The organism is Pseudomonas sp. JC1203 (assembly GCF_056175065.1).
On record NZ_JBWCAM010000011.1, the window covers coordinates 154,228 to 173,333 of the forward strand.

The 19,106-nt window shown below is 65.0% G+C and carries 15 protein-coding genes and 1 pseudogene; 12 read left to right on the forward strand and 4 right to left on the reverse strand.

Going from position 1 to position 19,106, the window contains the following annotated elements:
• Positions 1 to 2 precede the first annotated feature (2 nt).
• Both AC0SZ7_RS17830 and AC0SZ7_RS17835 read right to left on the reverse strand, forming a co-directional pair.
• On the reverse strand, positions 3 to 1,205 hold the full coding sequence (locus AC0SZ7_RS17830; protein ID WP_475505614.1) for a mandelate racemase/muconate lactonizing enzyme family protein: 1,203 nt from the start codon (positions 1,203 to 1,205) through the stop codon (positions 3 to 5).
• Positions 1,206 to 1,457: 252 nt separating this feature from the next.
• A complete protein-coding gene (locus AC0SZ7_RS17835; RefSeq protein ID WP_475505615.1) occupies positions 1,458 to 2,498 on the reverse strand; it encodes a LacI family DNA-binding transcriptional regulator in 1,041 nt (346 codons plus the stop codon).
• A gap of 232 nt (positions 2,499 to 2,730) precedes the next feature.
• Between AC0SZ7_RS17835 and AC0SZ7_RS17840 the strand changes: the two genes are divergently transcribed.
• From AC0SZ7_RS17840 to AC0SZ7_RS17880, 9 genes are all read left to right on the forward strand, one after another.
• Positions 2,731 to 3,444 carry a gluconate 2-dehydrogenase subunit 3 family protein gene (locus AC0SZ7_RS17840; protein ID WP_475505616.1) on the forward strand — a complete coding sequence of 238 codons (714 nt, stop codon included), beginning with the start codon at positions 2,731 to 2,733 and terminating at the stop codon, positions 3,442 to 3,444.
• Between the two features lie 154 nt (positions 3,445 to 3,598).
• Positions 3,599 to 5,374 carry a GMC family oxidoreductase gene (locus AC0SZ7_RS17845; RefSeq protein WP_475505617.1) on the forward strand — a complete coding sequence of 592 codons (1,776 nt, stop codon included), beginning with the start codon at positions 3,599 to 3,601 and terminating at the stop codon, positions 5,372 to 5,374.
• A gap of 12 nt (positions 5,375 to 5,386) precedes the next feature.
• On the forward strand, positions 5,387 to 6,676 hold the full coding sequence (locus tag AC0SZ7_RS17850) for a c-type cytochrome (protein WP_475505618.1): 1,290 nt from the start codon (positions 5,387 to 5,389) through the stop codon (positions 6,674 to 6,676).
• A gap of 145 nt (positions 6,677 to 6,821) precedes the next feature.
• A complete protein-coding gene (locus AC0SZ7_RS17855) occupies positions 6,822 to 7,841 on the forward strand; it encodes a LacI family DNA-binding transcriptional regulator (protein WP_475505619.1) in 1,020 nt (339 codons plus the stop codon).
• Between the two features lie 147 nt (positions 7,842 to 7,988).
• Complete coding sequence (locus AC0SZ7_RS17860; RefSeq protein WP_475505620.1) at positions 7,989 to 8,708, forward strand: gluconate 2-dehydrogenase subunit 3 family protein; 720 nt, start codon at positions 7,989 to 7,991, stop codon at positions 8,706 to 8,708.
• A gap of 80 nt (positions 8,709 to 8,788) precedes the next feature.
• Positions 8,789 to 10,567, forward strand: a complete 1,779-nt coding sequence (locus tag AC0SZ7_RS17865; protein ID WP_475505621.1) for a GMC family oxidoreductase — start codon at positions 8,789 to 8,791, stop codon at positions 10,565 to 10,567.
• The gene (locus tag AC0SZ7_RS17870) at positions 10,564 to 11,898 is read left to right on the forward strand and encodes a c-type cytochrome (RefSeq protein WP_475505622.1); all 1,335 of its coding nucleotides are present in this window, start codon (positions 10,564 to 10,566) and stop codon (positions 11,896 to 11,898) included. The genes AC0SZ7_RS17865 and AC0SZ7_RS17870 overlap by 4 nt, the downstream gene beginning before the upstream one ends.
• A gap of 61 nt (positions 11,899 to 11,959) precedes the next feature.
• The gene (locus AC0SZ7_RS17875; RefSeq protein ID WP_475505623.1) at positions 11,960 to 13,315 is read left to right on the forward strand and encodes a carbohydrate porin; all 1,356 of its coding nucleotides are present in this window, start codon (positions 11,960 to 11,962) and stop codon (positions 13,313 to 13,315) included.
• Between the two features lie 267 nt (positions 13,316 to 13,582).
• Positions 13,583 to 14,071: an acyl-CoA thioesterase gene (locus tag AC0SZ7_RS17880; RefSeq protein WP_475505624.1), complete on the forward strand. Its 489-nt coding sequence runs from the start codon at positions 13,583 to 13,585 to the stop codon at positions 14,069 to 14,071.
• Positions 14,072 to 14,082: 11 nt separating this feature from the next.
• On the opposite strand, the gene AC0SZ7_RS17885 is transcribed toward AC0SZ7_RS17880, so the two are convergent.
• On the reverse strand, positions 14,083 to 15,258 hold the full coding sequence (locus AC0SZ7_RS17885; RefSeq protein ID WP_475505625.1) for a saccharopine dehydrogenase family protein: 1,176 nt from the start codon (positions 15,256 to 15,258) through the stop codon (positions 14,083 to 14,085).
• 112 nt (positions 15,259 to 15,370) lie between these two features.
• On the opposite strand from AC0SZ7_RS17885, the gene AC0SZ7_RS17890 reads away from it, so the two are divergent.
• Together AC0SZ7_RS17890 and AC0SZ7_RS17895 are read left to right on the forward strand one after the other, a co-directional pair.
• Positions 15,371 to 16,288: a LysR family transcriptional regulator gene (locus tag AC0SZ7_RS17890; protein ID WP_475505626.1), complete on the forward strand. Its 918-nt coding sequence runs from the start codon at positions 15,371 to 15,373 to the stop codon at positions 16,286 to 16,288.
• A gap of 70 nt (positions 16,289 to 16,358) precedes the next feature.
• Complete coding sequence (locus AC0SZ7_RS17895) at positions 16,359 to 17,312, forward strand: YncE family protein (RefSeq protein ID WP_475505627.1); 954 nt, start codon at positions 16,359 to 16,361, stop codon at positions 17,310 to 17,312.
• A gap of 394 nt (positions 17,313 to 17,706) precedes the next feature.
• Here the strand turns inward: AC0SZ7_RS17895 and AC0SZ7_RS17900 are convergent.
• Positions 17,707 to 17,843: pseudogene (locus AC0SZ7_RS17900) on the reverse strand (transposase); the annotation flags it as partial.
• A gap of 31 nt (positions 17,844 to 17,874) precedes the next feature.
• Here AC0SZ7_RS17900 and AC0SZ7_RS17905 point away from each other — a divergent pair.
• Positions 17,875 to 19,101, forward strand: a complete 1,227-nt coding sequence (locus AC0SZ7_RS17905) for an MFS transporter (RefSeq protein WP_475505628.1) — start codon at positions 17,875 to 17,877, stop codon at positions 19,099 to 19,101.
• Positions 19,102 to 19,106 lie beyond the last annotated feature (5 nt).

Consider the following 19,106-nt stretch of genomic DNA (forward strand, 5'->3'; position numbering starts at 1 on the left):
GGTCAGCGGCGGGTTTCCCGGATGATGGCGTCGGGACGCTGCTTGACCTCGGGGCGCAGCGCAGTGCCCAACCCCGGCCGGGTAGGCGCGGCGGCGAAACCGGCGGTGATCTGCGGCAAATGGGTGACCAACTCGCCGTACCAGGTGGACAGCGACGCCCGCACCACTTCCTGCAGCACCGCCGTGGGCGCATGCAGGCCCAGTTGCAGGCCGGCGAACAGCGCGACCGGGCCGGTGCAGTCGTGGGGTGCCAACGGCTTGTTGTAGGCCTGGGCCAGGGCGGCTATCTTGCGTGCTTCGGTGAAGCCGCCGCACCACACCAGGTCCAGCATCAGGTAATCCAGGCTGCCGGCGTTGAGCAGGTCGCGGTAGGCCACGCTGCCGCCCAGGGTTTCGCTGGCGCAGATCGGCACCCGCGTTCGACGGCGCAGGTCGGCCAGGGCCTGGGCGTCGTCCATCTTGCACAACGGGTCTTCGACCCAATACACGTCGAATGCGTCCAGCGCCTGGCAGATGCGCAAGGCCGCCGCGCTATCCCACAGACTGTGCAGCTCGCACATGATCTCGATGCGATCACCCACCGCCGCGCGGATCTGGCGGAAGGCTTCGCAGCCCTGGCGTACCTCAGCCAGGCTAATGCTGTTGGCGCCGGCCTGGCGCGCGAAGCGGTCGAACGGCCAGATTTTCATGGCCGTGTAGCCCTCTTCCACCAGGCTCGCCGCCAGGGCACCGGCGTCGCGGCTGAAGGCCAACTGATCGTCATAAGGGCCCTGAGCCGCATCGGCGGCCGTAATCTCGCGGCGGGCGCCTTGTTGGGTGTTGAACTCATAGCCGGCGCAGGTGTTGTAGACACGGATGCTGTCGCGGCAGGCACCGCCCAGGGCTTCATGGATGGGGATGCCATGGCGTTGGCCTTTGAGATCCCATAGGGCAATATCCACGGCGCTGGCCGCACGGATCTCGGCGCTGGCGCTGTGGTAGCCGACATAAGGGGTGGTCAGCTCCAGGGAGATGGCTTCGATCTGCCGTGAATTACGACCGATCAGTCCAGGGGCGATCAGTTCATGCACTGCCGCCTCCACAGTGGCGGCGCCACGAAAGGTTTCGCCGAGGCCGATCAGGCCTTCGTCGGTTTCGATCTCAAGCCAGATCAGCTTGGGGCGTTGGGGCAGGCGCAGCGTTCTTACACAGGTGATGGTCGACATTTGTTGTTATCCCAAGACTGCTTCAGGGGTAATGGTATCGTTACCATTTGTGCTTTAAACGCTAGGGCGCGCGGATTTCAAATACAAGCGCAGAATTCGAAAGTGACGGGAAAACGTCAAAATGATGAGATCGCCGATGCGGTTTCCCGGAGGCACCGTGGCGCGCCCGGACGCCGCCTGGCGGCAGCTGCTACAGGTGGTTCGCGCGCCGTAGAGCGGCCGCCAGGCCGCGTCCGAATACAGCGCGGTGGGTCAGGCGGTGGTGCTGTCGCGCTGTATCAGGGTGAAACCGATGTCGGTTACCTGACCACCGCCGCCCTGCCCCTGCAAGCGATCCAGCAGCATCTGCGCCGCCGTCTCGCCCATCAGCGCGCCATCGATGCGCACCGTCGACAGCGCCGGAAAGGTGTGGGCAGCAAAGCTCATGTCGCCAAACCCCATCACCGCCAGTTGCTCCGGCACCCGGACGCCGCGCGCCGCTGCTTCGGTAAGCACGCCGTGGGCAATGGTGTCCGAGGTGCAGACCACCGCCAACGGCTCGGCGGGCGTCGGTGGCTGCTGCCACAACGCATCCAGGCCCATCCGCCCCATGGCCAGGGTCGGCGTGCCGGGGTAGATCTGCCGCCTTACCGCACTCACGCCCTGCTCGGCCAGCGCGCGGGTGAAACTTTCGGCGCGGCGCAGCCCGCGCGGGTCGTCCACCGCCAGCAGGGCGAACTGCCGGTAGCCCTGGGCGAACAACTGCAACGCCACGGCCCTGCCCGCCTGTTCATGGGAAAAGCCCACCAGCATGTCGATAGGCTCGGACGTCAAGTCCCAGGTCTCCACTACCGGCACACGCGCCGCACGCAACCGGTTGCGGCTGGCCGGTGTGTGCAGCGTGCCGGTCAGGATGATGCCGTCGGGCCGGCGACTGAGGATCACCTCCAGCAGCTCCTGTTCGTGCTCGCGCTCATAGCCCGACACCCCCAGCAGCACCTGGTAACCGGCCTGGGCGAGGCGGTCGTTGATGGCCTGGAACGTGTCGGAAAAGATCGGGTTGGTGACCATCGGCATCACCACCGCCACCAGCCGGCTGCGGTTGGAACGCAGCGCGCCGGCCAGGCGGTTCTGCACATAGCCGGTCTGCTCGATGGCCCGCTGCACCTTGAGGCGCGTGGCGCTGCGCACGGTGTCGGGCTGGTTGAGGCAGCGCGACACGGTCATGGGCGCCACCCCCGCCAGCCGCGCCACGTCGCTGAGCGTCACCGCACCGCGAGGGGCGTCGTTATTGTCGGGTGGCAGGCCGGCCATGGTGTCCTCGCAGTGGGGGTGATGGGCCGGATGCTACCAGTGTGCCTGCCTCAGGGCGAGGCTGGTGGCGGGCGCAGCCCTTGAGGGGAAAGCGTCAAAGAGTTAGTGGCGTGGTGATATGCCGCACCCCTAGACTCGCCCGCCGTGGCTGTGCCAACCCTTCTAGGACGGGCCTTGCGCGCAGCCCCACCTGCAGCGGCGTACTGCACCGTGAGACCTGAGGATAGAGCACATGAAACGAAGAGAGGCCTTGATATCGCTCGTGCAGTTGACTGCCCTGGGCGTGGCCAGCAGCGCAGGCGCCAGCGTCATCAGTTCCCGCACACCGATGCCGGTAGGCACCCAGGCCGATGCCTTGCCCAGGTTGCCACGCAAAGGCGGCCTGGCCTACCTGACACCTGAGGAAGCCAAGGAGGTGGCGGCGATCTTCGACCGCCTGATCCCCGAGGACGAGCTGGGCATTGGCGCAAGCCAGGCGGGCTGCGTGGAATTTATCGACCGCGAGCTGGCCGGCGCCTTTGGCCAGGCGGCCAGCGTCTACCGCCTGGGGCCGATCGTGCCCGGCACCCCCGAACAAGGCCCGCAGTTCAAGCAGACACCGGCCGAGCGCTACCGCAGCGGGCTCAAGGACCTGGGCGCGTATTGCCAGGCCCGCTACGGCAAGCCCTTCAGCGGCCTGGACGGCGACACTCAGGACAGCCTGCTGCGCGACATGGAAAGCGGCGCGCTGAAGCTGCCCAACACCGGCACCGCCGACTTCTTCGCCCTGCTGCTGCAGAACGTGCGCGAAGGCTACCTCGCCGACCCAATGTACGGCGGCAACCGCGGCATGGTGGGCTGGAAGCTGATCGGCTTCCCCGGCGCACGCTATGACTATCGCCCCTACATCCAGAAAAAAGGCGTAGCGCTGAACCTGGAACCGGTGAGCCTGCTCGACCGCGCCTGACCTGTAGCCGCTGCCGAAGGCAGCGCTGGCCAGTGTGCACCCTGAGGATCTTCAGCGAGGCTCGGGGCCAGCGCAGCCTGGCGGCAGCGGCTACAACCCCTCATTTTTGCCAGCCGAGCACGGCGCCCGGCTGCGCGCGACAAAGGATTGACCCATGGCAAACGCAAGACCCAAAGCAGACGTGGTAGTGATCGGCCTGGGCTGGTCCGGCTCGGTCATCGCCGAAGAACTGGCTCGAGCAGGCCTCAAGGTTGTCGCCATCGAGCGCGGCGCCTGGCGCGACACCGCCACCGACTTCCCGCCGTCGGTGGACACCGACGAACTGCGCTGGTCCACCCGCAAGGAAATCCTCCAGCCGCCGAAGCTGGAGACCTACACCTTCCGCAACAACGCCTCGCAGCAGGCGCTGCCGGTGCGCGAGTGGAGCAACCTGACCCTGGGCTACAACGTCGGCGGCGCCGGCACCCACTGGGCGGCGGCCTCCTGGCGCTTCAACCCGTTCGACTTCCAGCCCTACAGCAAGACCGTGGAGCGTTACGGCAAGCAACAGCTGGTGCCCGGCCTGCAGGTGCAGGACTGGGGCATCACCTATGACGAGCTGGAGCCCTTCTACGACCGCTTCGAGCGCATTGCCGGCACCAGCGGCCAGGCCGGCGTGATCAATGGCAAGGTGATCCCCGGCGGCAACCCCTTTGAAGGTTCGCGCAGCCGCGACTTCCCCACCCCACCCCTGGTGCCCAGCCGCTGGAACGACATTTTCACCCAGAAGACCACCGAGATGGGCCTGCACCCCTTCCCCGTGCCGGCCGGCACCATCTCGCGCGCCTACGTCAACGCCCTGGGCGTGCACATGGGGCCGTGCACCTACTGCGGGTACTGCCAGCTGTTCGGTTGCGGCAACTGGTCCAAGAGCAGCCCCAACGCCTGCGTGGTGCCAGCGCTGATGCGCCAGCCCACCTTCGAGGTGATGACCGACACCGAAGTGCTGCACATCAACAAGGCCGCCGACGGCAAGACCGCCACCGGCGTCAGCTTCGTGGGCAAGGACGGCGTGGTCGGCGAACAGCCGGCCGATATCGTCATTGTCGCCGCCTACCAGCTGGACAACGTGCGGCTGATGCTGCTGTCGGGCATCGGCCAGCCCTACGACCCGCGCACCAAACAAGGCGTGATCGGCCGCAATTACAGTTTCCAGACCCTGTCCTACGCCTACCTGTGGTTCGAGAACGAGCACCTCAACCCGTTCATCAACACCGGTTGCCTGGCCATCCAGGTCGACGACTTCAACGCCGACAACTTTGACCATTCAGGGCTGGGCTTCATCGGCGGTGCGGGCATTCAGTCGCTGTCCAACAACGGCCTGCCCATCGGCATGGCCGGGGTGCTGCCCAAGGGCGCGCCCGGCTGGGGCAAGGGCTGGAAAAAGGCCTTCCAGCACAGCTACCAGAACTGGGCCATGGTGCAGGGCCAGGGCACCAGCTATTCCCACGAAGACGCGCATTTCGACCTCGACCCGGTGTACAAGGACAACTTCGGCCGGCCGTTGATGCGCATGACCTTCGACTACAACCTCAACGACAAGCGTTCCGGCGAGTTCGTGCGGCAAAAGTGCGAGGCCATCGCCAAGGCGGTGGGGGGCACCCACATCGAGTCCTACAACTTTGCCGCCGACCACTACACACCGTTCCGCGCCAACGACTCGTCGCACACCATCGGCGGCGTGGTGATGGGCACCGACCCGAAAACCAGCGCCCTGAACCGCTACCAGCAGAGCTGGGACGTGCACAACGTGTTCGTGCTGGGCGCCTCGTCGTTCCCCAACAACGGCGGCTTCAACCCCACCGTGACCATCGGCGCCCTGGCGCTGTGGACGGCCAAGGCGATCAAGGAACAGTACCTGCAAAACCCCGGCCCCCTGGTTCAGGCATAAGGACGCTCACCGATGAAAACCAAAATCATTGCAGGGCTGGTGATAGTTGCCGTGGCCGGTGTGGGCACGGCGCTGTACCTGAACGGCAGCACCCGTGCCGACGATGTCGCCGACAACCAGTTGCAAGCGGCAGACAGCGCCAGGCCCGAACCTGCCCAGGTCAAGCACGGCGCCTACATTGCCGTGCAGGGCGACTGCGCGGCTTGTCATACCGCCCCCGGCGGCCAGGCGTTTGCCGGCGGCTACGGCCTGCAGACCCCGTTCGGCACCATCAACTCCACCAACATCACCCCCGACCGCGAGACCGGCATCGGCAACTGGACCGAGCGCGACTTCTTCCGCGCCGTGCGCCACGGCAAACGCCAGGACGGCGCCCTGCTGTACCCGGCCATGCCCTACAACGCCTACGTGCAGATGAGCGACAGCGACGTGCACGACCTATGGGCGTACATGCGCTCGCTGGCGCCCGTGCACCAGCCGGCGCAGGCCAATACCCTGGGTTTCCCCTACAACATTCGTCTGGCCATGCTGGGCTGGAACCTGCTGTTCTTCAAGAATCAGGGCTACGTGCCGGTGGTAGCGCAATCGGCGCAATGGAACCGGGGCCGCTACCTGGTGGACGGCGCCGGCCACTGCGCTGCCTGCCACACGCCGAAAAACGCCCTGGGCGGCGACACCGGCGCCTATCTGCAAGGGGCCGACCTGCTGGGGGGGCATGCCCCGGAAATCACCAATGACCACCACCTGGGCCTGGGTAGCTGGAGCGCAGAGCAGATCCAGGGCTACCTCAAGGTCGGCAGCAACGACAAGGCTGTGGCCGCCGGTGCCATGGGTGAAGCGGTGGAGCACTCCACCCAGCACCTCGATGACGCCGACCTGGCCGACATCGCCCTGTACCTCAAGTCCCTCCCCGGCTCGGGCACCCAGGCGCCGGCGGCGCTGTCGGCCAGCGATCCGTTGATGCAACGCGGCGCCCAGGTGTACGAAAACAACTGCATGGCCTGCCACAACGTCCACGGCGAAGGCATCAACGGCATGGTGCCGGCGTTTGCCGACAACTCGGGCATGCGCGCCACCGGCGGTGCCAACCTGATCAGTGCAGTGCTCAAGGGCGGGCGCGCGGTGGCCACCGAAGGCAACATCACGGCGGCAGGCATGCCGTCCTTTGACTGGAAGCTCAACGACGACGACATCGCCGCCGTGCTCACCTACGTACGCAACAGCTGGGGCAACGCCGCGCCAGGCATCAGCGCCGCACAAGTCGCCAAGGCCCGCACAGCGCAACCCCTGGCCGCCAAGTAACCTGTAGCCGCTGCCGCCAGGCTGCGCGGGCCCAGAGTACACTGGAAATCTCCAGCGACGCGCAGGGCCCGCGCAGCCTGACGGCAGCGGCTACAGGTCACGACGTGCTAAATTCCCCTGCATATCCTTCACGGAAACGTTTTCGTTGGACAGCCTCACTCAAAAAAAACGCCTGGTCCATGTCGCCGAACTGGCCGGCGTCAGCCTCAGCACCGTCGACCGGGTGCTCAACGAACGCGGCAGCGTCTCTGACGCCAAGCGCCGCAAGGTGCTCAACGCCGCCCGGGCCCTGGACCTGCGTCGTGTGCTGCCCTCGCCGGTGCATGGCCTGCTGCGCTTCGACCTGCTGATGGTGGAAAGCAGCACCGACCACTATCGCCGGGTCGCCGCCGCCTTCACTCGCCAGGCGCAACTGCTGCGCTCGCGCCTGGTGCTGCAGCGCCAGACCTGGGACGAAGCCGACCCGCAGCAACTGCTGGATTTCATCGCCAAGCCCCGCACCGCGCGCCAGGGCCTGATCGTGGTAGCCCATGACTTGCCGGTAATCCGCGCAGCGTTGCAGGCGCAGATCGACCAGGGCGTGCCCGTGGTTCTGCTCACCAGCAGCTTGTCCGGGCTGACGGGCGCCACCTTCATCGGCATCGACAATCACATGGCCGGGCGCAGTGCCGGGCGCCTGCTGGCCCAGTGGGTGCTGCCCGAGCACGGCAGGGTGCTGCTGATCACCAACTCCCTGCTCTACCACGCCCACCAGGCGCGGGTGGGCGGTTTCCTGCAAGTGCTGCGCGAGCGCGCCCCGCACCTCGCCATCAGCCACCCGGTGGAATGCCACGACAACGACTACATGACCGCCCAGGCCGTGCGCGACGCCGTTGATGACGGGCAACCACTGGCGGCCATCTACAACACCGGCAGCGGTTCGGCGGGCATTCGCAAGGCCCTGCTGGAACTGGACCTGCGCCCGGTATGGATCACCCATGAGGCCAGCCAGCAGCACGCCGACTTCCTGCGCGAGGGCCTGCTGTCCCTGGTGCTGGACCAGGACCCGGAGTGCCAGGCCGAGGCCGCCATCCAGCACCTGCTGTACGCCAACGGTGACCTGCAAAGCCCCGCGCAGGCGGCCCCCCAGCTGCGTATCGTGATTGACGAGACCCTGCCCGATTGAGTGGTTTTTGACGTGAAAACGTCAAATAGTTAGTGGCGTGGTGACATGTCGCACCCCTAGACTCGCCCGCCGTGACCGCCTGGTCGCGCGCGTTCCGGCGCGCCTGCCCAGGGGTCCGACCTTCCTCATCGCCCACAGGACTCATCCATGCAGCGCAGAGATTTTCTTTCATCGGCCCTGGCCCTGGCGGCCGCGTCCACGTTGCCCGCTGCGCGCGCCGAAGTCGTCAGCGGCGGCCAGCCCTGGGAGCCCGGCAAGGCCAGCCTGCCGGCGTTGCCCGCCCCGCGCCAGGGTGGCCTGGCGTTCTTCACCCAGGCCGAATTCGACACCGCCGGCGCCCTGGCCGACCGCCTGATCCCGGCGGACGAGCTGAGCATTGGCGGCAAGGAAGCCGGTTGCGCGGTGTTTATCGACCGCCAGCTGGCCGGTGACTACGGCAAGGGCGCCACGCTCTACCGCCTGGGCCGCTTCGTCAAAGGCACCTTCGAGCAAGGCACGCAATCGCCCCTGACCCCGGCCGAGCGCTGGCGCAAGGGCCTGGCGGCCATCGACGGTCATTGCCAGCACGCGTTTTCCAAACCCTTCGTGCAACTGGACGGCACCCAGCAGGACAGCCTGCTGCGCAGCATGGAAGCCGGCCAGCTGGACCTTGGGCACGACGTGGAAACCAAGGAGCTGTTCGAGCAGATCCTGGCCAACGTACGCGAGGGCTTCTTCGCCGACCCGCTCTACGGCGGCAACAAGAACATGGCCAGCTGGAAAATGATCGGCTTCCCCGGCGCCCGCTACGACTTCCGCGACCTGATCGCGAAAAAGGGCCAGAAGCTGCACATCATCCCCACCAGCCTGATCGACAACACCCTTTAAACCAGAAAAATCGAGCAGTACAGCCCGCCTGATACCTGCCTTGTTTGCGTGATTACGCTGTATTGAAGAGGACCTGATTCATGGCCAATGTACGCCCCAAAGTCGACGCAGTGATCGTCGGCCTCGGTTGGTGCGGCTCCCTGATGGCTGAAGAGCTGACGCGCGCCGGCCTCAACGTGGTAGCGATCGAACGCGGTCCGTGGGTCGAGACCGCCACCGACTTCCCACCGTCGGTGGACACCGACGAATTGCGCTGGGACACCCGCCGCAGCCTGCTGCTGCCACCGGCCATCGAGACCACCACCTTTCGCAACAACCGCAGCCAGACCGCCCTGCCCACCCGTGACTGGAGCCTGAACGAGCTGGGCTACAACGTCGGCGGTTCGGGCACCCACTGGGCCGGCATGGCCTGGCGTTTCCTGCCGTTCGACTTCGAGCCCTACAGCTTCACGATGAAGCGCTATGGCCAACAGCAGCTCACCGAAGGCCTGATCGTGCAGGACTGGGGCGTGAGCTACGAGGACCTGGAACCCTTCTACGAGCGCTTTGAAAAGATCGCCGGTGTATCGGGCAAGGCCGGCGTGCTCAACGGCGAGAAGATCGACGGCGCCAACATCTTCGAAGGCAACCGCAAGAGCGAATTCCCCCTGCCGCCACTGGCCACCACCCGCCTCACCGACCTGTTCACCGAGGGCAGCAAGAAGCTGGGCCTGCACCCGTTCATGGTACCTGCCGGGCAAGCCTCCCAGGCCTACACCAACCCGCTGGGCGTGCGCATGGGCCCCTGCACCTACTGCGGCTACTGCCTGTACTACGGCTGTGGCAACTTCTCCAAGTCCAGCCCCAACGCCTGCGTGATCCCGGCGCTGATGCAGCGCAGCAACTTCACCGTGCTGACCGAATCGGCGGTACTGCGCGCCAACCTCGCCGAAGACGGCAAGACCGCCACCGGCGTGACCTACCTGGACCGCAACAAGCAGGAGTGGGAACAGCCGGCCGACCTGGTGATTTTCTCCGCCTTCCAGATGCAGAACGTGCGCTTGCTGTTGCTGTCGAAGATCGGCACGCCGTACAACCCCGAGACCCGCCAAGGCGTGGTGGGTCGCGCCTACAGCTTCCAGACCGTGTCGGGCGCCAACATCTTCTTCAAGGACGAACAGCTCAACCAGTACATCGGCGCCGGCGCCCTTTCCGCCCAGGTCGATGACTACAACGGCGACAACTTCGACCACAAGGGCCTGGGCTTCATCGGCGGTGCCGGCATCCTGGTGGTGGCCCGCGGCGCCCGCCCGATCGGCAACGCCGATGCCGTGCCACCGGGCACCCCGCGCTGGGGCAGCGACTGGAAGAAGGCCTACACCCACGCCTTCCAGAACGGCACCTTCATCTTCAACCAGGGCACCAGCTTCTCCCACGACGAGTGCTACCTGGACCTGGACCCGGAATACAAGGACGCCCACGGCGACCCGCTGATCCGGGTGACCTTCGACTACAACGAAAACGACCGGCGCATGGCGCGTTTCACCGAAGACAAGGCGGTGGAAATCGGCAAGGCCATGGGCGCGGAAATCGTCAACGGCTTCGACTCCGCGGCCGTCAACTACGGCCCGTACCTGCCCGGCAGCGACCACACCATCGGTGGCGCGGTGATGGGCAAGGACCCGAAAACCAGCGTGCTCAACCGCTACCAGCAGAGCTGGGACGTGCACAACGTGTTCGTGCTGGGCGCCTCGTCGTTCCCCAACAACGCCGGCTACAACCCCACGTCCACCATCGGCGCCCTGAGCCTGTGGACGGCCAAGGCAATCATTGAACAGTACCTGGGCAAACGTGGCCCCCTGGTGGAGGTACCCGCATGAAGCGCCGTCATGGATTAGCCAGCATGGCCTTGGGCGGCGTAGCCCTGGGCGGCGTCGTGGGCCTGGTGTTCGCGGCCCAGACCCTGGTCGCGCCCGGCCAGCAGACCGACAGCGCCCAAGGCGTCAAGGCCCCGGTCACCACCCAGGAAGACCCGGCCGTGACCCGCGGCCGCTACGTGGCCATCGCCGGCGACTGCGCCGCGTGCCATACCGACCCGCACGGCGGCAAGCCCTTCGCCGGTGGCTACGCCCTGCAAACGCCGTTCGGCAAACTGCTGGCCAGCAACATCACCTCGGACAAGGCCACCGGCATTGGCGCCTGGACCGAGGCCCAGTTCACCCGCGCCGTGCGCGAAGGCAAGGGCCGCGAGGGTGAAAACCTGTACCCGGCCATGCCCTACAACGCCTACGTGAAGGTCAGCGACCAGGACATGCACGACCTCTGGGCCTACATGCAGACGGTGCCGGCGGTGGACAACAAGGTGGTCTCCAACCAACTGCCCTTCCCGTTCAACATCCGCTTGATGATGATGGGCTGGAACCTGCTGTTCTTCGACAAGACGCCGTTCGTGCCGGTGGCCAGCGCCACCACGCAGGTCAACCGTGGCGCCTACCTGGTGCAGGGCCTGGGCCACTGCGCCGCCTGCCACACCGCCAAAAACTTCCTGGGCGGCGACAAGGGTGGCGCCTTCCTGCAGGGCGGCGACCTGGCCGGCTGGCATGCACCGGAGATCACCAGCAACCCCTACGTGGGCATCGGTGGCTGGACCCAGGCGCAAATCGTGCAATACCTGAAGACCGGCAGCAATGACGTGGCCGTCGCCTCGGGCCCCATGGCCGAAGCGGTGACCAACTCCACCCAGCACATGAGCGATGACGACCTGGTGGCCATTGCGGCCTACCTGCAAAGCATCCCCGGCTCCTCGGCCACCAAGCCACAGCCGTTGACCGCCACGCAAAGCGCCATGAAACAGGGCGCCAATGTGTACGCGGCCAACTGCTCGGCCTGCCACAACAGCGACGGCAAGGGCATCAGCGGCATCGCCGCCAGCCTGGCCAACAACCCGGCGCTGCAGTCGGCCAACGCCCAGACCTTGCTCACCACCGTGCTGCAGGGCGGCCGCGGCGCGGTCACGCAAAGCAACCCCACCAGCGGCGCCATGCCCAGCTTTGCCTGGAAGCTGTCGGACTCGCAGGTCGCCTCCCTGGCCACCTACATCCGCAACACCTGGGGCAATGCGGCACCCGCGGTGAACGCCGATCAGGTGGCACAGGTGCGCAAGGACCTCAACCTGCCGGCGCAACTGGGCTCAAGCAGCGCAGCCAACTAAAAAAAGTCAGGCGGCGGGGCTCTCCCGCCGCTTTCCAATGACACACAAAGGACTGAACACCATGCCGCACTCCACACACGGCCGGGCCCGCAAGCGCCAGGCCCTCACCCTGCTCGTCTCCGCCTGTGCGGCCTCCAGCTGGGGCATCAGCGCCCAGGCCGCCGACGCCTTCGCCGTCGACTCCCCCTGGATGACCGGCGACTGGGGCGGCCTGCGCACCGAGTTGCTGAACAAGGGCGTCGACATCCAGATGGGCTACACCGGCGAGTCGGCCTCCAACGTGCGCGGCGGCCACAGCAACCACCATGTCACCCGCTACGCCGACCAGTTCAACCTGGGCGCCAATATCGACCTGCAGAAGCTGCTGGGCTGGAATGACGCGGCCTTCAGCCTGTCCATCACCAACCGCAACGGCAGCAACATCAACGAAAAAATCGACGACCCGCGCGCTACTGGCCTGGGCTCCACCCAGGAAATCCAGGGTCGTGGCAGCGTCAGCCGCCTCAGCGAGCTATGGCTGAGCAAAGGCTGGTTCGACGATAAGCTCAACATCAAGGCCGGCCGTTTCGCCGTCAGCGATGACTTCGCCGTGGAAGACTGCTCGTTCCAGGGCCTGGCGTTCTGCGGCTCGCAGCCGGGCAACTACGTGGACACCATCTACAACGGCCCCATCAGCCAATGGGCAGCCCGCGTGCGCTACCGCGTGACCAGCGACGTGTACGCGCAGATCGGCGCGTTCAACATCAACCCCTCGGACCTGGAAAACGACAACGGCTTCAAGCTCAACGGCGCGGGCACCACCGGCACCTTCGTCCCGGTAGAGTTGGTGTGGGCACCGACCGTGAACACGCTGCCGGGCGAATACCGCGTGGGTTACTACCACAGCAGCGCCAACGGCACGGATGTCTACCGGGACGCCAACGGCCAACCCGCGGCCCTGACCGGCAACCCCTACCGCAGCGACAGCAGCCGCCACGGCTTCTGGGTGGTGGGCAAGCAGCAGCTGACTTCGGTGAACGGCGACACCTCGCGCGGCCTGACCATGACCGCCAGCGCCACGTTCCAGGACCGCGCCACCACGCCGGTGGACAGCTACCAGAAGGTCAGCTTCGTCTACAAAGGCATGTTCGACGCCCGCCCCACCGACACCCTGGGCTTTGGCGTGGCGCGCATTCACGCCAGCTCGCTGTTCCTGCGCAACGCCAAGACCGCCAACGAACAAAGCGGTTTGAGCTATGACGACGCCGGCTACGTGCCCGAGCAGCACACCGAGTACGCATCGGAGCTGAACTACGGCATCCAGGCGACCAAATGGCTGAACATCATGCCCAACATTCAGTACATCAAGCACCCGGATGGCGTACGGCAAGTGGACAATGCCTTGGTACTGGGCTTGCAGGTGCAGTCGCAGTTCTGACCACCGCCACCAGACGCACTCCCTGTAGCCGCTGCCGAAGGCTGCGCCGGCCCGGAAGTACGCTGAAGATTTCCAGCGAACCTGACGGCCAGCGCAGCCTGGCGGCAGCGGCTACAGGCGGGTTTGTTACCGGACCTGGAAAACACCCTTTCATTATGTTAGCTAGCTAACTATCCGCCACACCTGCTACCGTTTGCCGCACCTGAGCCGTTGCTTAGCCGGCCCGAAACGCCCGGTCTACAGGGCGCCTGACGTGATGAGGTAGATATGGAACCTGGCAGCTACCAACTGAGCATGAGCGTGCTCATGACCCCCGACAAAGCCAACTTCTCCGGCAACGTGCATGGCGGCGCCCTGCTGAAAATGCTCGATGAAGTGGCCTTCGCCTGCGCCAAGCGCTACGCCGGCCGCTACGTGGTCACCCTGTCGGTTGACCAGGTGATCTTCAAGGAGCCCATCCACGTGGGCGAGTTGGTCACCTTCCTGGCCTCGGTCAACTACACCGGGCGCACCTTGCTGGAAGTAGGCGTGAAGGTCATGACCGAGAACATCCACGAGCGCACCGTGCGCCACACCAACAGCTGTTACTTCACCATGGTGGCGGTGGACACCGACGGCCGCCCCTGCCCCGTGCGCCCGCTGCAGCCTGACACCCTCACCGAGCGCCGGCGCTATGCCCAGGGGCAGTTGCGCAAGCAACAGCGGCAAGAGTTGCAGGCCAAGTACGCGCAGATCCGCGAAGTGGGTGCCGTGTAGCGCCGTTGCCGTTAGCCCTCGATCACGAATCGCAGGCCCGCGTGTGCGCTCAACCGCGCCATCAATGCCGTGTTCAGGGCAGCTGCCGGCGTCCAGCAGCCACCGGGCGTCTGGTCGCGGTCAACGTCATACGCCAGGGCCAACGCTGCTTCGCAGAGCATTTTCGATGTGGACAGGTAGCCGGGGTCTTCATCACAGCTGACCGAGGTTTTAACCACGTGGCCGTCGCCCAGTTCGGCAATGAACATCACGTCGTAGAACCCTGCCTCCATCTCCGCTTGCGTAGGCCCCTGCCCTGGCTGCGGCTGCCCGCCTTCGTTGAACGAGAAACCGGCCAGGCTGGGCGCATCATCGGCGGACGGCGCGGCGGCCAGCATCAGCATTTCGTCATACTGGAAGTGCTCGCCCCAGGCATGCCCTTGCAGGTAGTTGGTGCGGTGCACGGCCTTGGTGTTGATCGGCGACATAATGAACGGCCCTACCCAACTGCCGGCCAGCGCATCCACGTAAGGGGTCTGCCCGTCCGGTTGTTCGACGCCCTTGAAGCCGGGGGTGTAGGCAAAGGGATCGTTCACCACAGCGGCCAGCGACGGATCCTTGGCTGCAGCCGCCTCCACGGCGCCGACGCTGGCGAAGGTGCCGCCCGACAGCACGCCCTGCATCCTGCGCATGCGCGCCCGCACGCGGGGGGCGTAACGGCCATGTTCGCGCATGGCCTGTTGCTGGGTGAACCACACGCCCAGGTCGAAGGGCACCGAATCGAAGCCGCAGGAAAACACCAGCCGCGCGCCCGATGCGTGTGCCGTGGCCTGATGCTGGGCGATCATCTGGGCAATCCAGGGGATCTCCCCGCACAGGTCGACATAATCGGTGCCCAGCTCGGCGCAGGCCGCCACCAAGTCAGAGCCATACAGCGAGAACGGCCCCGCCGTGCTGATCATCACCCGGGTGGCGGCCGCCATGTCACGCACCGTGGCCGGCTGCGCGGCATCGGCCAGGATCAGCGGCAACCCGGCAGCGTTTGTCCAGCTGTCACGAATGGCTTGCAGCTTCCCGAGGTTGCGGCCGGCCAGCGCCCACTTCACCGGCCCATCGACCCCGTGGGTGGCGTAGAAGTATTCGGCGACCAGGCGTCCGGTATAACCGCTCGCGCCGAAAATGATCACATCAAAGGGCCGATTGCTCATGGGGCGGGGTACTCCGTGGATGATTGAAAACGAAGGAGCCACTCTAGCAACGCCGGACAATGATGATTAGCGGGTATGATAGGAATGGACCTATACCCTAAAGACATTAATCATGCGCGATACCGTGACCGACCTGATGGCCTTCCTGCGGGTGGCCCGCGAGGGCAGCTTCACCAAGGCCGCCGCCCAGCTGGGTGTCTCGCAACCCGCCCTGAGCCGCACCATCAGAAAGCTTGAAGAGCGCTTGGGCGTACAGCTGCTCACCCGCAGCACCCGCAGCGTCGCCCCCACCGAAGCCGGGGTACGCCTGATGGACACCATCGGCCCGCACTTCGACGGTATCGAAGCGGGGCTCGGGGAACTGAGCGAGTCAAGCGGCCGGCCCACGGGCCATCTGCGTATCACCTCCCTGGAGCACGCCAGCCCCTGGGCCCTGGCCCCGGCCGTCAGCCAACTGATGGCCGAGCACCCGGGCATCACGGTCGAGATCAATGACAGCTATGCGCTGGTGGACATCGTCGCCGAACGCTTTGACGCCGGTATCCGCATGGGCGAACAACTGGCCAAGGACATGATCAGCGTGCGCATCGGCCCGGCGTTCCGCCTGGCGCTGGTGGGCGCCCCGGCGTACTTCGAAAAACGCGCGCACCCCGTGGCACCCGAAGACCTCACCCACCACACCTGCCTCAACCTGCGCCTGCCCACCTCAGGCGGCCTGTGGGCCTGGCCGTTCGCCAACAAGGGCCGTGACATCAAGGTGCGCGGTGACGGGCACCTGGTGTGCAACACCCTGGGGCTGATGCTGGATTTCGCCCGCGCCGGTTGCGGGCTGGCGTACGTGCCGGAGCATGTGGTCGAGCAGGACCTGGCCCAGGGCCGGCTGCTGCGGGTAATGGCCGACTGGTGCGACACGCCCCTGCACTATCACGTGTACTACCCAAACCGTCGCCAGCACAAGCCGGCGTTCCGGCTGTTGCTGGACGTGTTGCGGCAGCAGCGAACCCTGGGCAGCCCCGGGCAATTCACTTGAACTAAAGCCGTCGCGAGGCTCTCCATCAATACATTCAACGCTTGCTTGCCGTCAGCACAGGATGAATCTGATGAACCTCAAACACACTGCCGGACAGGAAATAATCGCCGTCGACAAACAGGGCCAGCAGGTCCTGTTCCTGAACCCCGGGGACCTCTCAGTCCGCGCCGCCATCACCGACCTGCCATCACGGCCCCACGAATTGCTCGTGCTTGAGCACCTGCGCAAGGCCTACGTGCCCATCTACGGTGACGGCGTCCACGGCGATAACCCCCACCCCAACCACCAGGTCGCCGTGATCGACCTTGATAGCCGCCGCCTGAGCGGGTTCATCGACACCCTGCCCTATGTGTCACCCCACACCGGACGCCTGGGCCGTGATGGCCGGGTGTACCTGTGCTGTGAAAACAGCGCGACGATCCTCGTCATAGACCCTGCCCAGGACCAGATCGTGGACCATATCCACGTCCCCTCGAAGAATGTGCACCGCCTCACGCCGCTACCGCACGCCGACCAGCTATGGGCCGAAAGCGAAGAGGATGGCCAACTCTATGCCGTCGACCTGCGCGAACCTGGCCAGGCGCCTGCAGCCCTGGCTATGCCAGGTCCCTTGAACGGCATCGACGCATCACCACGCCATCCGTGGGTAGTGGCCACCGCACAGGATCGGCCGGTGCTGTACGTCGTCGACACCGAGCAGCACCGCCTGCTGCGCACCCTCGAACTGCCTGGGCACCAGCGCCCCGGGCAGGTGGTGCACTTCAGTGCCGATGGCCGAATACTGGCGGTGATGGGTGACTTTGAACCGGTGGTGAGTTTTTTCGATGAGCATCTGCAATGGCTGTTCAACGCCGAGCTGGGTGACAAGCCGTTGGACGGGTGCTTCAGCCCGGCGCAGGATTACTTGCTGGTTGCCAATGAAAACGACGCCACTGTGAGTGTGGTGGACATTGGCAAGCGCAGCACGGTTGGGCATGTGCCGGTGGGCGATGGGTGTGAAATTCTTGCTTACTTCCAGCGCTAGGGCCAGGGACGAGGGAGCGGTTGGGCTGGATCAAGGTGGCTGGCCGCCCCCCATAGAGGCAAACATTGCCTTTCACCGATTACCGTGGCCCCTCCACTTGAGTGGCAGTCGATAGGCGGGGACTTTAGATAAACAAGGTCACGAGCGCTCCCGCAATCATGCGCTCCTCTCCATCAACGCCGCGTCAGGAGTACACTGGATACCACCCACTGCCACGCAGGCATTCTGTCAGAAATCGCCATTCTCGATCCCGGATCCACGCGGTGCGACTGGGGGTACAAGTGGGGGTACAACTTCGATTTTTTCAGCGGAAACCCGCGTGCTAGAGACTAGTCCAAATGTTTTTTGGCGATCCCGATAGTCTTTAGACATGATCGTGTCCCAGGAAGTGGCGTAGCATCGCCCCAACCAGGCGAGTGATGGCCGGATCGCTGGGTAAGAGCCCAAGACCTAGGTGCGACACTTGACCTCGGCATTCAACCGCTCCAGCGGACTGGTGCCTTGCAGCTGCTGCCGGTGCGCCTTGGCGAATCACCGCCACGCCGATTATCAGGAGCTTGCGATGCGTAAGGACTACCTCGCGTTTTTTACGTCCCTTTTCCTATCGAGGCTGGCGGATCAGATTCTGCTCTTCATCGTGCCACTGGTTGTGTTCCAGGCCACCAACAGCGCGTCTTGGGCGGGGCTCGCGTTTTTCGTCGAATCCCTGCCACGGTTCCTCGCCTTCCCACTCTGCGGCGCCCTGTGCGACAAATTTTCGCCCATCCGGATCCTGCATATCAGTCAAATCTGCCGGGCATCGCTCTGCGTGTTGGCGATGTCGTTCTTTGCGGTCTTCGGTGGTATCGGCTGGGTGATAGCACTGTCGGCGCTGTGCGGCGTGCTGACCACGCAAGGCATCATGGCTCGTGAGGTGCTGATGCCGCATATTTTCCAGCACTACAGTTACACCAAAACCTTGTCCTACTCGCAGATCGCCGATCAGACAGGACTGGTGCTGGGGCCTTTGCTTGCGGCACTGATGTTGGAGGTCTGGGCGTGGCACTGGGTGGTGTTGTGGACCGCCGGACTGTTTCTGCTGGCAGACCTGAGCATGCTGGTATGGCAACGTTTTAGCCGAATCACGCTGGCGACGTTCGAGCAGCATCAGGACATCTGGCTGCAGCCCTTGAAGATCGCGTTCGGTCATATCCGCAACCTGAGCGAGCTGCAAAAGATCATCACGCTAGCGGCGGGTGTCAACTTGATCGTTGGCGTCACATTGGCGACCTCGGCGGCCATGGTTATTGGCCAGTACGGCGCCGCCAAGGACAGTTACGCAGCGCTGCAGGCGGCGGGTGCGGCAACGACATTTGTGATTTTGTTCGTGCTCGCTCGGGTCACGCTGCCGCTGCGAATTCTCGGCGGTGTCGGATACTCGATGATCGCAGTTGGCGCGTTCATTACCGCGCTGAGCCAGAGCCTGCAAGGTTATGCATTGGGTTTTCTGTTAATCGTCGCCTTCGATAAAATGTTCAACGTCTACATGCGCACGATCCGGCAGCGGGTAATACCGCCCCAGGATTTCGGCAAGACAGTCGGCGTGATCACTCTTCTAAATAACATGTCCCAGCCGCTGGCAGGTTTGTGGGTGGCCGTGTTGGCCGCGCCTATTGGCACACAGTACGTCATTCTGATTTTAGCTGTGCTGACTGCTCTGCTAGGGGCACTCGCAACGTGGGGCTTTGCCCCAGGCGGCAGCCGTGCCCAGCTCTCGAGCCTTGAAGTAGAGCAAAAGGCTGGAAAGTAAATTGC